The following is a 15,444-nucleotide window of genomic DNA, read 5'->3' as shown; positions in this document are numbered from 1 at the left end:
GTCGCGGTTAAACGCGTCATCGATTACAACGTCAAGATTCGCGTCAAGGCGGATCACTCCGACGTTGACCTTACCAACGTCAAAATGGCCATGAACCCCTTCTGCGAAATCGCCGTGGAAGAAGCGGTGCGCTTGAAAGAGAAAGGTGTGGCCACCGAAGTAGTAGCGGTCACCATCGGCCCCAAGGCGTCTCAGGAGCAGCTGCGCACCGCGTTGGCGCTGGGCGCCGACCGCGCCATCCAGATCGAAACCGACGAGCGGGCAGAATCGCTGGCGGTCGCCAAGCTCTTGGCCAAAGTGGTCGAGCAAGAGCAGCCGGGTCTCGTGATCCTGGGCAAACAGGCCATCGACACCGACAACAACCAGACCGGCCAGATGCTCGCCGCGCTCACCAACCTGCCGCAGGGAACCTTCGCCTCGGAAGTGGTCGTGGAAGGCGACCAGGTCCATGTCACGCGTGAAATCGACGGTGGCCTGCAGACAATCGCACTGACTTTACCCGCCATCGTGACCACCGATCTGCGCCTGAACGAGCCCCGCTACGCCAAGCTGCCGGACATCATGAAGGCCAAGAAAAAGCCGCTGGACGTCAAAACCCCCGCCGATTTCGGGGTGGACGTGGCGTCCAAGGTCAGCCTGCTCAAGGTGGAGTCCCCGGCCGAGCGTAAAGGTGGCATCAAAGTCGCCTCCGTGGACGAACTAATCGATAAACTCAAAAACGAAGCCAAGGTGCTTTAAGAGGAGTGGAACGCATGAGCATTCTGGTACTTGCCGACCTCCATGAAGGCCAGCTGGCGGGCGCGACCGCCCACGTTGTCGCTGCTGCACAAGCGATTGGGGGCGATATTGACGTACTGGTCGCCGGTGAAGGCGTCCAGGCGGCAGCGGATGCGGCCGCCAAGCTTGAAGGCGTACGCACGGTGCGCGTTGCGGACAACGCGGTCTACGCCCACCAGCTCGCCGAGCCCCTGGGCGCCTTGCTGGTGGAGCTGGCAGGCGATTACACCCACGTGCTGGCCAGCGCCTCCACGACGGGTAAAAACGTGCTGCCACGTCTGGCGGCGCTGAAAGATGTCAGCCAGCTGTCTGACGTTATCGGGGTGGAAAGCGCGGATACCTTCCAGCGCTCCATCTATGCGGGCAACGCCATTGCCACGGTGAAAAGCGACGACACCCTCAAGGTGCTGACGGTCCGTACCACCGCGTTTGATGCCGTCAGCGACACGGGCAGCGCCACGGTGGAAGCCGTGGACGTGGTGGTCGAGAACACCCAGTCGCGCTTTGTGAAGGAAGAGCTGGCGCAGTCTGACCGCCCCGAACTCGGCGGTGCCAAGGTGGTGATTTCCGGTGGCCGCGGCATGGGCAACGGTGACAATTTCAAGCTGCTCAACGGTATTGCCGACAAGCTGGGCGCAGCGGTTGGCGCCTCGCGCGCCGCCGTGGACGCAGGCTTTGTACCCAACGATATGCAGGTCGGCCAGACGGGCAAGATCGTCGCCCCGGATCTGTACATCGCGGTGGGGATATCCGGTGCCATCCAGCACTTGGCGGGCATGAAGGACTCCAAGGTGATCGTGGCGATCAACAAGGACGACGAAGCGCCGATCTTCCAGGTAGCCGACTACGGCCTGGTGGGGGATCTGTTCGAGATTCTGCCCGAGCTCGAGAGCAAACTTTAACTAATTATATGCAGACGGCAAAAGGCCCCATCGGGACCTTTTGCCGTATTGCTTTAAGCTGCTTCACAATAACAACAGGTGAGTTTCCCTATGCTAACGCGCCTAACCGCCTCGTTAACCTTGCCGGTGATCGGCTCCCCGATGTTTATCGTCTCCGGGCCTGAGCTGGTGATCGCCCAGTGTCAGGCAGGGATCATTGGCGCCTTCCCAGCGCTTAACGCCCGGCCAGCAGAAGCGCTTCGACAATGGCTGCAGCATATCACCCAGACCCTCGCCGAGCATGATGAGCGCTATCCGAATAATCCTTCCGCGCCCTTTGCCGTTAACCAGATCGTGCACCCCACCAACGATCGTCTGGAGCATGACATTGAGCTGTGTGCCGAGTTCAAGGTGCCGCTCGTGATTACTAGCCTGCATGCGCCTAATCGGGTGGTAGAGCAGGTACATGCGTATGGCGGGCTTGTGTTTCATGACGTCACCACGTTGCGGCACGCCAAAAAAGCAGTCGATGCGGGAGTAGATGGGCTGATATTGGTGTGCCACGGCGCAGGGGGCCATGCCGGGCGGTTAAACCCCTTTGCCTTTGTGGCGGAGGTACGACGTTTTTATAATGGCCCGTTGGTACTCGCGGGAGCGATTACCCAAGGCGAGCAGATTGCTGCCGCTCAGGCGCTGGGCGTGGATCTGGTGTACATGGGGACGCGCTTTATCGCCACTCAAGAGGCCAATGCACAGGCCGCTTATAAACAGATGGTACTGGATGCGGGCACGGAAGATATTGTTTATACCAACCTGTTTACCGGCGTACACGGTAATTATTTGCGCCAAAGTATTGAACAGGCAGGGCTAGACCCAGATGCCCTACCTGAAGGTGAAAAGTCGGCGATGCGCTATGGTTCGGGCGGCAGCAGCAAGGCAAAAGCGTGGCGGGATATCTGGGGCGCGGGGCAGGGCGTGGGCGGTATTGTAACGTTGAGTAGCGTGGCTGAAGAGATCGCCACACTACAGGCAGATTATCGCAAGGCGCTGGATCACCTGCGGCGAGACTGACGAAACGCGGCTACCCGCGCCTGAAAATCTTTCGTCGCCTTGCACTGATCCTGCAGTTCGCCCTCCAGTTGCATGGTATCGCCAAGCGAGCGCTCTGCCGCTGCACGTAATGCCCGCTTGGTCGCACTTAATGCCTGGGGCGATTGCGCCACCAGAGAGTGTGCCAATGAACGAGCTTCTTCCAGCACCTGGCTATCCTCAACAACTCGGTTAGCCAAACCGAGCGTTACGCAGCGCTCAGCTGAAATCGGCGTTGCTAGAGCGGCCATTTCAAACGCCTGAGCATGGCCAAGCTGGCGAACTAAGTGCCAGCAGGCACCTCCATCAGGGATCAAGCCAATATTGATAAAGGCAAGCTTCAGATAGGCGGAGCTACCCATCACCACCATGTCGCAGGCGAGAACATAGGACACGCCAATGCCTGCCGCTGCTCCGCTAACCGCAGCAATCACCGGTTTATCCATCGCCATTAAACTGCGTAGTGCAGGTAGAAAGAGCTGCTCCAGACGCTCGCTGGCAGGCTGGGAGGTTGCCTTTTCAAATTCTGCCAAGTCAGCGCCGGCGCAAAACGCGCTGCCTTCGCCGCTCAGAATTACGCAGCGGACCTGGGGATCTGCCGTCACTGCTGCCAGTGCTTCATTGAGTGCCAGCGCCGTAGCTTGATTCAGGGCGTTGCGTACGTCGGGGCGGGCAATTGTTACCTCGACAATGCCATGTTGAACCTCGCTGACGTTGATCAAGTCGCGGGTGTGATCAGACATTCAATCCTCCTTAGGCAGCTTTTAATAAATCGCTTACCGTCTCCAGATGGTAGTCGCTGTCGCCCAGGTAGTGGTCGAACATCACCAGATGCTTGGCATAGGGAGTGATATAGCACTCTTCGGTCATGCCCATAGCCCCATGAAGCTGGATAGCCTGTTCGGCAATAAAACGGGCTGATTCACCACAGTAAGCTTTGGCGGCGGCAATTTTGTAATCCCGCTCACTGCTCGGTAGGGCCAGGCTGGTGGCGGCTAATATTGCCATTGAGCGAGACTGTTCAAGATGAAGGTGCATATCCACCATACGGTGCTGCAACGCCTGGAAGGTGGCTAGCGGTAGGCCAAACTGCTTGCGCTCTTTTAAATAGGCCAGGGTTTGATCACAAGCCACTTCCATGGCGCCAATGGCTTCTGCGCAAAGCGCTGCGCGACCCAGGGCCAGTACGGCGGCAAGTGCAGTACTCACGTCCTCGCTCAGGCAGTTTTCCAAAGGCAGCGTGACGTGTTCTAGGGTGAGGTCGCCCGCAGGCCGATCATCGATTGTGCGATAGATACGCGTTGAGGTTCCTGACGCGCCAGCGGGCACTACAAATAGGCCAAGCTTGCCGTTATCCAGGCGTGCCGTGACCAGCGTTGCCGCGGCGGCTTCCAGGTTCAGCACTACCTCTTTTCTACCGTTTAACTGCCACTGGCCGTCGCGCTGAATAGCTTGGCTGGAGATCGCAAAGGCATCATATCGTGCGCCGTACTCCTGCCAGGCAAGGGCTAGCTGATGTTCACCCTCAAGCAGTGGCGCAAGCCAACGTGCTTGTTGCTTATCGCTTGCGGTAAGTGCCAGTAACTGGCCAGGTAGCACCAAGCCTGCAAGGTAGGCCTCAGGTACCAGGCCTCGTCCTAGCGCCCGCATGATAATCATCAAATCAGTGCCATCGCCGCCTAGCCCGCCCACCTCCTCGCTGAAGGGCATGTGCAGTAGACCAAGCTCAGAAAAGGTACGCCACAGTGCGCTAGTACCTGCAGAGGCGCCTAGCATGAGGCGGCGCTGCTCGGGAGAAACCTGGTCGGTCACCAAACGGGTGAGCGTCTCTTCGAGCATGCGTTGCTCGTCGGTTAAAGCAAAATCCATGGCGACTTCCTTACATACCTAAAATGGTTTTGGCGACGATACTTTTTTGTATTTCATTGGCACCGCCATAAATCGACAATTTTCGGCGATTAAAGTACTGAGCGCTGGCGGCAGCGTTTTGGGCACTAGCTTCATCCAGGTCGTCATCGCCATGTAGGAAAGCGGGAAAGAACGGCAGGGCGGCGGGGCCCAGCGCACGACGGGTCAGCTCACTGATTTCCTGGCGAAGCTCTGAACCACGTATTTTCAGCAGCGAGCTTTCCGCTCCGGGAACGCCGCCGTCTCGGGCTGCCGCAATCACACGCAAGTTGGTAACTTCCAGCGCCATGAGCTCAAGTTCAGCCTTGAGGACACGATGGCGGAAACTGGGCTGCTCAAGAAGTGGTTTGCCGCGATGCTCGATGCGGCTGGCCAGCGACTTCAGGTGGCGAAGCGCTTGCTTGGCATGACCCAGCCCGGCAATGCCTGTACGCTCATGAGTAAGCAGATATTTGGCATAAGTCCATCCTTGGCCCTCTGCACCAACACGGTTTTCAACCGGGACGGGAACGTTGTCTAAAAACACTTCATTAACCTCGTGGGCACCATCGAGGGTAATAATAGGGCGTACCGTGACTCCGGGGCTTTGCATGTCAATCAGCAGAAAGCTGATACCTGCCTGTTTCTTGGCATGAGGGTCGGTGCGAACCAGACAAAATAGCATGTTGGCGTGCTGGCCCAGCGTGGTCCAGGTCTTCTGGCCGTTGACTATGTAGTGATCATCCTCACGCACGGCACGAGTATTCAAACTGGCTAAGTCAGAGCCTGCACCGGGTTCGGAATAGCCCTGGCACCACCAATCCTGGTTGCGCAAAATGCGTGGCAGGTAATACTGCTGCTGCTCGACGCTGCCGAATTTCATGATGACGGGCGCGACCATGTTAACGCCGAAGGGCACGACGGTGGGGGCGTGGGCAGCCGCGCACTCTTCATCGAATATATGCCGTTGCACCGGCCCCCAGCCCGGGCCGCCGTGCTCCTTTGGCCAGTTGGCCGCAAGCCAACCCTGTTCGCTGAGAATGTTCTGCCAGCGCAGGTGATCATCGGCACGCAAGTGGCGCCCCAAGCGCACGCGCTCGCTGATGTCCTGAGGTAGAGCGGTCGCGAGAAAATGGCGCACTTCAGCGCGAAAGACCTGCTCTTCAGGGCTAAAGGTGAGGTTCATGGGGATGCCTCCTGGCGTGCAGCCGGCAGGGAGGTGTCCATGAGCGTGGCCTGACGATGTGGCCCACCTAGATGCCGCGGGTAGCCCAGTACTTCAACGGCCAGCAGATCAATATCGCTTTCACGGTAGCAAAAGCCTTCCTGTGCAATACGCAAGCTCGCCTGTTCCATAGAAGAGCGCGCTTCACTGGCTGAAGATTGCTGAAGGGCAGCGTGCATTGTCTCCATTAAGCTTTGCTGTTGGCTGACCACCACGTTTAAACGCAGGGCCTTGAGGGTGAGGGCTGCGCGCTGTTGAACAAGTGGCTCGGCACTTATTTTGGTAAGCTCAACTAGGCTGTCGTTGGCCGCGATGACGAGGCGTAGTGGGGTATCGCTATCGTTATCTGTACCGACTTCCTTGAGTGCAACCACAGCGCAGCCAGCGTTAGCCTGTATAGTGGCATTTGGTGCCAGCAAACATAGCTCGGTAGCATCACTTTGCTCGCTGGTGAGGGTAGTCCCTGCCCGTTGGGCCGCTTTTTTCAGGCGCTCGAATAGGGGATGCTCGCCGATGAGAGCGACATGGTGAAACGCGCTGGCGTTTTCGATGCCAGGTATCACATGCGGGTTGCGTGCGGCAAAAAAGAGATGAATAAGCCCGGCGCGCTGGGGGGAGTCCATGCAGGCCAGAAACAGCTCGCGCTCGCGGCGCAGGCCTTCCTGAAGCGTGTCGGAGGTTACGCAAGCCTCGATCGCCTCGATAATGCGAAACGGTGAGAAAAGCTCAGACGATTGTTGATTGAGTTGCTTAAGCGTTGACGCTATCGCGCGAGGATTAGCCGCTGGTGCAGGCAGCTTGCCCGTAATACGTGGCGTTTGATTACCCGCCAGTATTTCCTTGGCCACCGCCAGGCCTGCTTCCAGCGGTGTCGAGGCAGAGCTAATAGCATCAATGACCCCTGCCTCAAGCGCTTCCTCTGCTTCGACAAATCTCCCGCTGGTAATCATTTCCAATGCGCGCTCGACACCTGTCAGGCGCGGTAGCCGCTGGGTGCCGCCCGCGCCCGGCAGCAGGCCAAGCTTGACCTCTGGCAGCCCTACGCGGGTACCTGGCAGAGCAACCCGATAATGGCAGCCCAACGCTACCTCCAGGCCACCACCCAAAGCTGTTCCGTGCAGGGCAGCAATGAGCGGTTTGGGGCAGGCTTCCAGTTGCGTAATCACATCGGGTAGCAAAGGTGCTTGTGGAGGCTTGCCAAACTCACGAATATCCGCGCCGGCAATGAATGTACGGCCCTCTGCGAGCACCACCAGTGCGTCAGCTTCAGTGTCGGCGATGCCCTCTTCAAGTGCGTTAACCAGGCCGCTGCGTACGGCGTGGCTCAGGGCGTTGACTGGCGGATTGGTGATTTGAATAACGCCTATATTGCCATGACGCTGATAATGAACGGACATAGTGAGTCTCTCATAGTTTGTATGATCGAGTTTGTATGATAGTTAGGCAACGGAGGCATTATGCGAGCGCTGATGATGACGCTGGCTCCAACGTGCCAGAAGGACGCCGGGTATCAGTGCAGCAACGGCTAGGCCAACTAACTCCCACTGGCTAAATGGCACCATCCCTCCACCCGGAAGCGCCAGTAGCAGGCCTGCTATCAGTACCAGCCCACGAATAACGATCTCCTGCAGGGCGCCATAACCCAGTCTCCCCACCCCCATCAGGTAGCCCTGCATGGCAGAGGCAAACAGAATGATGCCTATCACCGCTTGAATGAATACGGCGACTATCATCAACGGCGCACCTTGCATGATCAGCGCTGGGTTGAGCACGAACAGGAAAGGAATAAAGTAGATTACGCTACCCAGACGCATTGCCTGCAGGCCGGTTGCCATGGGACGGGCACCCGCGACGGTCGCGGCCGCAAAAGCACCCAGCGCCACCGGGGGCGTAATAAAGCTCAACATGCCCCAATAAAGGATGAACATGTGAACGGCCATGGGGTCCAGGCCGCCGCCTTGAATCAACGCAGGTGCCAGTGCTACGGCCAGAAAGATATACGCTGCGGTCACGGTCATGCCAATACCCAGCACAAAGCTGGTCACCGCACCCATAATCAGCAGCAGCGGCACACTACCACCTGCAATATTGATGAAATCGTTGGCAATAGTGCCGGAAAGGCCGGTCATTGAAAGCGCGCCGACCAGCATGCCCACGCCCGCCAGAATCGCGATAAGTTCGGCGAACAGCTTCGCCGCTGACGAGAGCGTATCGGCGACGTCCGCCCAGCCCCAGCGGTTGTGTTTGGAAAGTTGGTTAAGCACCAGTAAAAGGGCCGTGGCATAAAAAGGTGCTACGGCCTCGCGCTGCATGATTAGCAGCATCCATACCAGTAACGCGAAGACAAAAATAAAGTACCAGCCCTCTTTGAGTGTTTGCTTCAGCGAAGGCAGCTCAATGGCAGGCAAACCCTTGATATCATGACGCGCGGCGTAGGCATCGATCTGGATAAACAGCCCCAGGAAATAAAGGACTGAGGGAATAACCGCGGCAAGGGCGACTGCCGAATAAGGAATATCCAGAAACATCGCCATGACAAACGCGGTAGCGCCCATGACAGGAGGCATTAACACACCCCCCGTAGAAGCGCAGGCTTCCACACCGCCTGCAAAGGAACGGCTCATGCCGATACGGCGCATGGCCGGGATCGAGAGAACGCCGGTGGTTAACACGTTACTGATGACGCTACCGCTCATGGAGCCCATCAGCCCGCTGGAAAAAATCGATACTTTGGCTGGGCCGCCCCGAACATGGCCCAGCAGCGCAAATGCCAGGTTAATGAAAAATTTTCCGCCGCCACTTTTTTGCAGTACAACGCCAAATACCAAAAAGCCGATGACCAGGCCCGCAAACGCCTGCAGCGGCACCCCCATGATGCTTTCCGTGCTCATGGTGTGATACATGGCGGTCTGTTCGAGGGTGGAGGGAAACGCTTGAATAGGCCCCGGAACAATGTCGGCTACTAGCGGATAGAGCGAGAATACGCCGGCGATAATCGCAATCGGTAAACCGCCTGCCCGGCGAGCCGCTTCAATGATCAATACCCAATAGGCATAGCTTGCGTAAATGGCGATATCCGGTGCAGAAAAGGCCCAGCCACGTTCCAGGATGGGCACCGCGTTATACACAAAGTAGCCGCCAACGATTAACGTGATGGCGCTCAATACGTAGTCGTACCAGGGGATAGGCTGCTCTTGCTGATGGTTTCGCATGGGCCAGAGTAAAAACACCAGTGGCAGCAGTAGGGCCACAACGGCGTAATAGAACTGTGTTTCAAGTCCTGTCACAAAGGTCAGCAAGCCCAGGTTGAACAGGTAGTCCAGCGTCATCAGTATTAAAATAACGGTGACAGACGCAGGTACCCAACGCAGCGCGGCAGGGAGCTTGCGAATTTGGCTGATCTTTTCTTTAACCTGCTGATTGCTGGCAGGTGAAGTATCTGTAGTCATGGCAAGATATCTATGGTCAAGGAAAGATGCATCAATCAGCAGGAGGGGCGGCGAATGCCGCCCCGTGGCGTCTTACTCGAAGATCGGTTCGAAACCGGCATCGCTTAGCGCTATCGCCCGAGCTTCCATCCACTCAGCAGTAAATGCCTCATCATCACTGGGCGCATCCTGCATGAAGTCTTCCCAGGCAGTTAGCAACACGTCCTGGCGCGCTACAAGCTGGTCCTGATGTGCCTGCATTTCATCGGTCCACACATCGACCTCTTTGTAATACTCCACTACTGCATCGTGAAACGGTACGACCCACTGTAAATCCTGGTACTCCAGTGCGTAGCCGTTGGCGCCGGGGGCATTATCCTTGTAGTCGTCGTAGTTCTCCTGCAGTGCCTTGATCAGGCCGTAGGCGACGTTGTCTTCTAGATCCTGATTGGCGACCACGATGGGGTAAGGGTAGCTTGCACTGGCCAGCGGGTTGTCGGGACTAATATCGCCGGCACCTGCGGTCACCTCGTGCGGACGAAAGTAGGGGGCAACGGCGGCCATACGCTCCCAGCCCGCCTCATCATTGGGGTCCAGAACTGGCCAGCTAACACCCCTGGGGCTACTAGCAAGCTGCTGGGCTGGTGGAGTAACAGTAGTGGTAAAAGAGGCATCCACATCGCCTGCAATAATGCCGTCAAAAGAGCGCCCATAACCGGGATAATCGACCCGTTCAACGTCGTCCCAGGTCAGTCCGCCAAAGGCCAGATACGCCTCGGTGCCTTTATTAAGCGCATCGTCGCCACGAATATACGCAATACGTTTACCTGCCAGGTCAGCAGGTGTTTCAACATCCAGATCTCCTGCAACCGCAAGCGAAAGACCAAAGGAGGCAGTGGAGGTGGTAATTACGCGCAGCGGCTGAGGGCCCCAATCGCGGTCGGCAAACATCATTACGCCTTCAGCGCCGTAATAGCTGGCAATCCCACAGGCACACAGGTCAACACGGCCCTGCTTTAACGGTGTCATGCGGGATACATCATTGTCGCCAGGCAGGATACGCACTGACGAGCCGTATTTATTCTGCAGCATGTTTCCGATGGCGACGGCTTGTGAATAACCGCTGGAATTAGTGCCGTAGGCGGTCCATGCCATGGTAGAAGGCAGTTCAACGTCATTGGCGTGACTTACCGCTGCGCCAAGTAGTGATAGTGGCAACGCGGCAATGAGTAGGCGATGAGCGAACGGACGCATTTGGATGCTCCTTTATTGTGGTTGTAATACATTAAAAGTTACATTTCGTTACTTTGTGTTTTGCTATGCGGTATTGCGTTTTACTAAGTGGTCAGGTGATAGTAGTGATGCCTCTGGGTGGCTGTCAATGCCGTTATCAGTGGCTTTCTTCATGAGCCATAGACAGGCATAAAAAAACCAAGCCATGGCTTGGTTTTTAAACAAAACAAGATTGAAGCTTGTCAGGAGAATTCCCGCCATGCTGCATAAGTACTCAGAAATACGCGACCGGTCAGACTATCCAGAAAATCGCTTTTCTTGAGTCGATCCATTACCGGCCCTTTCACTTCGGATAAATGCAGTTTTACATTGGAGTCTTTCAACCGAGCATTGATGGCATCCAGGCTTTCAAGCGCTGACGCATCAATCAGGTTGACCGCTGAGCAAATAAGCACCACGTGCTCAAGCTCAGGATGACTTGCCACCAGGTTGTAAACGGTATCTTCCAGGTAGCGGGCGTTGGCAAAATAGAGGCTTTCATCAATACGCAGCAAGGCGACATTACTGACGGTTTCCACATCATGGCGAGCGGTGTTACGAAAGTGTTCCGTATCGGGTACCCGGCCAACCACCGCGCTATGCGGGCGGCTGGTGCGGTACAGAAATAGTGCAATCGACAGCGTAACACCACCGATAAGACCAGCCTCGATTCCCTCTATCAGGGTAAGCAATATGGTGACGGCCATCGCCGCAAAATCGCTACGCGAATAGCGCCAGGTCTGATAAAGCATGGGAATATCCACCAGCGTCAGGATGGAAACAGTGATCGTCGCAGCCAGCGTGGCGATGGGCAGATAATAAAGCCAACCGGTAAATGACATCGTTACCAATGCGATGCCTAGCGCTGCAAAGGCGCCAGCCGCTGGTGTCTGCGCACCCGCGTCGTAATTGATAACGGTACGTGACAGGCCACCGGTAACCGGCATTCCGCTAGTGAAGCCGGCTGCCAGGTTCGCCGCTCCCAAGCCAATCAACTCCTGATTGGGCGAAATGCGCTGGCGCCGCTTGGCGGCCAGCATCTGACCCATGGATACCGATTCAACAAAGCCGACCAGACTTATCAGTAGGGCAGGGATCAGTAACGCTTGCCAAAGTGAGGCATTTCCCCAAGGAAAGCTGAAGGCTGGCAGGCCGCTTGGTAAGGAGCCAACGACGGCGACGCCTGAATCGGCCAACTGCCAATGCCAGGTGACAAGCGTAGTGACAATAACTGCAAAAACAGGCCCTGCCTTAATTATTAAATCGGTAACGGCGCCTGGCATACCGAGTCCTGTTAGGGCTCGTTTACCATAAAGGCGCATGCCAACCAGAAACAGCAGTGTGCCAACACCAATTACCATTGTGTAGGCATTCAAGGTCGGTAGATTGGGTATCAACGTTCTAAATCGTTCAATTAGTGTAAAGCCGCTGCTGGAGATGCCCAGCAGGCTACCTAACTGGCTCACGGCGATGAGTATGCCGGAAGCGGTCAAAAAACCCGAAATGACTGGATGGCTTAAGAAGTTGCTAAAAAAGCCCATTTTCAATACGCCCATCACCACCAGAATAAAACCCGAGAGTAACGAGAGAATCAGCGCCGCTTCCAGATACAGCGTTGAGCCGGGTTGGGCAACCGATGAAAGTGCTGCCCCTGTCATGAGTGCAATAATGGCCACTGGCCCAACGGCAAGCGTGCGGCTGGTTCCCAGCAGGCTATAAAGAAGTTGCGGCAGAATACTGGCATAAAGACCTACTACGGCAGGTAACCCCGCCAGCAATGCATAAGCTAGCGACTGTGGAATCACCATGATCGTCACAATCAATCCCGCCAGCAGGTCAGCGCCCAGTAAACGCTTTTGGTAATGCGGCAGCCACGTCAAAATAGGCAGGTAGCGCTTTAGCATAAAATCCAGCTCATAGGCGGTAGTATGTTTTCAGAACCATTAGTTCTTTAGTTAGATTGCTATATTAGCGTGTTATCTTAATGATTACGGGGTTTGCTTTTAAAAAAACCGTGTTCTCTTCCCCCAAAGTGTTACTTCTTTCATACGACTAACCCGCTAAGCTCACTAGGGTTTGTACGAAAAGTCGCTGAGCGAAGGCCAGACAAGGCAAAAATCAGCGAAAAAACGGACCGGGCTCGCGCACGAGTTTACGTGTGTAAATGAGTATTTTGATCGGACTCGCGCCCGAGCTGATTTTTAACGCCGTATGGTCGAGCGCAAGCAGTTTTCGTACAAAGCCTAACGTTATGTCTTATAAATATCGCTAGCGCTACTCAATAACGCTAATTACTAAAGAGTATTTTCTATGCGGCTGCTTGGCTTACTAGTGCCTTTCGTATTGCTGGGGTTAGCAGTTGAGCTGGTATCTCAGACAAATGCCTTGAAGTATCTTGCGCTTATCTCTGCCAGTTTGGCAGGGGCGGGTTTTATCGGTAATACCCTGTTGGGTATTTACATGGCAGACCAGCAGCGCCTGGGCAGGGTTCGTGGATTTAAACCGCTTCGCGACTATGCTTCGCTCAAAGCCATGGCATACCGGTTAATGAAGCGTGCCAGCAGTACGGCCATAGCCTCGGCCGAGGTGTCTCACTACGCTGACCTGATGGATCAGCGCCTAGCCAAGCAGGAAACCATGGCGCGGGAAGCCTCATCAAGCATGAGCGCTATCAATACCGCTATCCTGCAGGTAAGTGCCAGCGCAAGCCAAGTGGCTTCGCTTGCCGAAAGCGCTCGCCAGGCTGGTCATCATAATTGTGACGAACTGGCAGATATCATTTGCGATATGAGTGATGTGGCCGAGCGTTCAGACCAAGCGCTGGAAATGCTGACGGCACTTAATGAAAAGATTGAGCGGGTGCGTAACGTCACTTCAATGATCGAAGGTATTGCCGAACAAACCCATCTACTGTCGCTCAATGCCTCTATTGAAGCGGTCAGGGCCGGTGAACATGGGCGAGGGTTTGCCGTCGTTGCTGGGGAAGTGCGCAGTCTGGCCCTGAAAACATCAACCGCTACCCAAAGCGTTGAGTTGCTGGTGAAGGATATGCACCAAAGCGGGCAGCAGGTTGTTATGACAATGGGTTCGTTAATGGCGCGCATCCGTGAACGCTCTCAAGGCATGCATCAGGTCGGCGAGAGCCTCGGTACGATCACCCGTGAGTTTGATCAGGTGCAGCGCGAAATTACCGGTGTTGCCAAATCAATGGCCAGCACCAAAGCGCACAGCCAAACCGTTGCTGATAGTTTGCACCAGCTGGAAATGGATGTGGATGAAGGCACGCGTAACATGCATGACTTGGCCGCACAGGCGCTGGCGCTGATGGAAGCGGCCGAGGGTGTGGATGGGGAGCTTGCCCAACAACGGCTTCAAGGGCGACATCAACAGGTATTTAATGCGGCCCGTCAGGCAGCTGACGAAATAGGCAAGTTGTTTGAAAAAGCCATCGCACGCGGCGATCTAACCGCATCGGCACTCTTTGAACCGGATTTTAAAGCAATACCGGATACCCAACCGCCCCTGTATCGTACCGGTTTTGATGCGTTCACCGACAAGCACCTACCCGACCTGCAGGAACCACTATTGACACAGTATGGGCTGAGTTATGCCATCGTCTGTGATCGTCATGGCTATGTACCTACCCACAACGCTGCCGTCAGTCAGCAGCCTACCGGTGATTACCAGCACGACCTGAAATATTGCCGCAGCAAGCGTATTTTTGATGATACAACGGGGAATCGTTGCGGCACGCATACCAAACCGCTGCTGCTGCAAACCTATAAGCGCGATACCGGAGAGATCATGCATGATCTCTCCGTGCCTATTTATATCCATGGCAAACACTGGGGTGGCTTTCGGGTGGGGTATCAACCTGAGCGTTCAAGTGCCAGCAACCAAGCCGGCCTGAAAGTATCGGATCATGATCTTAACGCGCCCTTAGGTAACCGCCTGGCGCGGGCGTGATTGCCATGAAGACCAGGTGTAGAGTGCAAGCCCTAGCCAAATCATGACAAAGGTAGCCAGTTGAATCATCCCTAACGATTCACCGAAGATGAACAGGGCAATCAAAAACTGGATGGTTGGGTTGATATACATAAGAAAGCCCAGCGTTGAGAGCCGAAGCCGCCGGGCGGCGCCTGCAAATGCCAGAAGTGGCAGTGCGGTGGCGACGCCGCTGGCGATGAGCAATGCACTCATGGGAGCATCATGAAGAAAATGCGATTCCCCCTGCCAGCCAAGCCAGGTGATCGCCAGCAGCGCCAATGGAAACAGCAGCAGGGTTTCAACGAACAGCCCCGACAAGCCATCAAGCGGTACTTGTTTGCGAAATAGCCCGTAGCTGCCAAAGCTGAAGGCCAGCAGCAAACTAATCCAAGGCAGCTCGCCCAACATGGCAAACTGAATCACAATGGCGAGGCTTGCAAGCCCCAGAGCTACCAATTGAAGCCGTTCCATGACCTCTCGCAACACCAACATTCCCAGGGCAACGTTGATCAAAGGCGTCAGGAAATAGCCCAAACTTGCTTGTAGCACCTGCTTGCTTTCTACCGCATAGATATAAAGTCCCCAGTTAAACGCGATCAATAGCGCACACAGAAGCACGCGACCCAGGCGCCGGGGCTGCTTTAACGCACTTATTACCGGCGCCCAGCGCTTTAACAGGGTAATCAAACCCACCAGAAACAGGCACGACCACAAAATTCGATGGATCAGCACTTCAAAGGCAGGGATACCCTCGAAAAGTGCAAAAAAAAGCGGAAAACAGCCCCACATGATATAGGCCGTCAAACCAAACGTAACGCCTTTGACTGCCTGAGGGTCGCGTACTGGCGTGGAATGCATAGCAGCCTCATTATTTAAAAATGCTAATCTATCACACAAA

General features: G+C 55.6%; 12 protein-coding genes. 4 read left to right on the top strand and 8 right to left on the bottom strand.

All coding sequences use genetic code 11. The features are described 5' to 3' along the window. From ELY25_RS09620 to ELY25_RS09610, 3 genes are all read left to right on the top strand, one after another. Positions 1 to 738, top strand: a 738-nt coding sequence (locus tag ELY25_RS09620) for an electron transfer flavoprotein subunit beta/FixA family protein (protein ID WP_148111504.1), incomplete at its 5' end; no start/stop codon positions are given. 14 nt (positions 739 to 752) lie between these two features. Continuing rightward, positions 753 to 1,679 (top strand): electron transfer flavoprotein subunit alpha/FixB family protein, encoded by a 927-nt coding sequence (locus tag ELY25_RS09615; RefSeq protein ID WP_126951064.1) that lies wholly within the window; start codon positions 753 to 755, stop codon positions 1,677 to 1,679. 90 nt (positions 1,680 to 1,769) lie between these two features. Further along, positions 1,770 to 2,729, top strand: a complete 960-nt coding sequence (locus ELY25_RS09610; protein ID WP_126951063.1) for an NAD(P)H-dependent flavin oxidoreductase — start codon at positions 1,770 to 1,772, stop codon at positions 2,727 to 2,729. Here ELY25_RS09610 and ELY25_RS09605 read toward each other — a convergent pair. From ELY25_RS09605 to ELY25_RS09575, 7 genes are all read right to left on the bottom strand, one after another. Beyond that, positions 2,711 to 3,490, bottom strand: coding sequence for an enoyl-CoA hydratase/isomerase family protein (locus ELY25_RS09605; RefSeq protein ID WP_126951062.1), 780 nt, complete (start codon positions 3,488 to 3,490; stop codon positions 2,711 to 2,713). The genes ELY25_RS09610 and ELY25_RS09605 overlap by 19 nt on opposite strands. A 10-nt stretch (positions 3,491 to 3,500) precedes the next feature. Beyond that, positions 3,501 to 4,616 (bottom strand): acyl-CoA dehydrogenase family protein, encoded by a 1,116-nt coding sequence (locus ELY25_RS09600; RefSeq protein ID WP_126951061.1) that lies wholly within the window; start codon positions 4,614 to 4,616, stop codon positions 3,501 to 3,503. 10 nt (positions 4,617 to 4,626) lie between these two features. Continuing rightward, positions 4,627 to 5,820: an acyl-CoA dehydrogenase family protein gene (locus tag ELY25_RS09595; protein WP_126951060.1), complete on the bottom strand. Its 1,194-nt coding sequence runs from the start codon at positions 5,818 to 5,820 to the stop codon at positions 4,627 to 4,629. After that, on the bottom strand, positions 5,817 to 7,256 hold the full coding sequence (locus ELY25_RS09590) for an enoyl-CoA hydratase/isomerase family protein (RefSeq protein ID WP_126951059.1): 1,440 nt from the start codon (positions 7,254 to 7,256) through the stop codon (positions 5,817 to 5,819). The genes ELY25_RS09595 and ELY25_RS09590 overlap by 4 nt, the downstream gene beginning before the upstream one ends. 42 nt (positions 7,257 to 7,298) lie before the next feature. Next, a complete protein-coding gene (locus ELY25_RS09585) occupies positions 7,299 to 9,308 on the bottom strand; it encodes a TRAP transporter permease (RefSeq protein WP_126951058.1) in 2,010 nt (669 codons plus the stop codon). A gap of 72 nt (positions 9,309 to 9,380) precedes the next feature. Then, positions 9,381 to 10,541: a TAXI family TRAP transporter solute-binding subunit gene (locus tag ELY25_RS09580; RefSeq protein WP_126951057.1), complete on the bottom strand. Its 1,161-nt coding sequence runs from the start codon at positions 10,539 to 10,541 to the stop codon at positions 9,381 to 9,383. Between the two features lie 221 nt (positions 10,542 to 10,762). Beyond that, on the bottom strand, positions 10,763 to 12,463 hold the full coding sequence (locus ELY25_RS09575) for a SulP family inorganic anion transporter (protein ID WP_126951056.1): 1,701 nt from the start codon (positions 12,461 to 12,463) through the stop codon (positions 10,763 to 10,765). A gap of 406 nt (positions 12,464 to 12,869) precedes the next feature. Here ELY25_RS09575 and ELY25_RS09570 point away from each other — a divergent pair, with 406 nt between their 5' ends. Next, positions 12,870 to 14,525 (top strand): methyl-accepting chemotaxis protein, encoded by a 1,656-nt coding sequence (locus ELY25_RS09570; RefSeq protein WP_126951055.1) that lies wholly within the window; start codon positions 12,870 to 12,872, stop codon positions 14,523 to 14,525. On the opposite strand, the gene rarD is transcribed toward ELY25_RS09570, so the two are convergent. Further along, a complete protein-coding gene (rarD, locus tag ELY25_RS09565) occupies positions 14,499 to 15,404 on the bottom strand; it encodes an EamA family transporter RarD (RefSeq protein WP_126951054.1) in 906 nt (301 codons plus the stop codon). The two genes, ELY25_RS09570 and rarD, sit on opposite strands and share 27 nt — an antisense overlap. Positions 15,405 to 15,444 lie beyond the last annotated feature (40 nt).

This window comes from Vreelandella populi, from assembly GCF_003989825.1.
GTDB lineage: Bacteria > Pseudomonadota > Gammaproteobacteria > Pseudomonadales > Halomonadaceae > Vreelandella > Vreelandella populi.
Note: the sequence above shows the minus strand (reverse complement) of the source record. Positions and strands in the feature narration are given on the sequence as shown.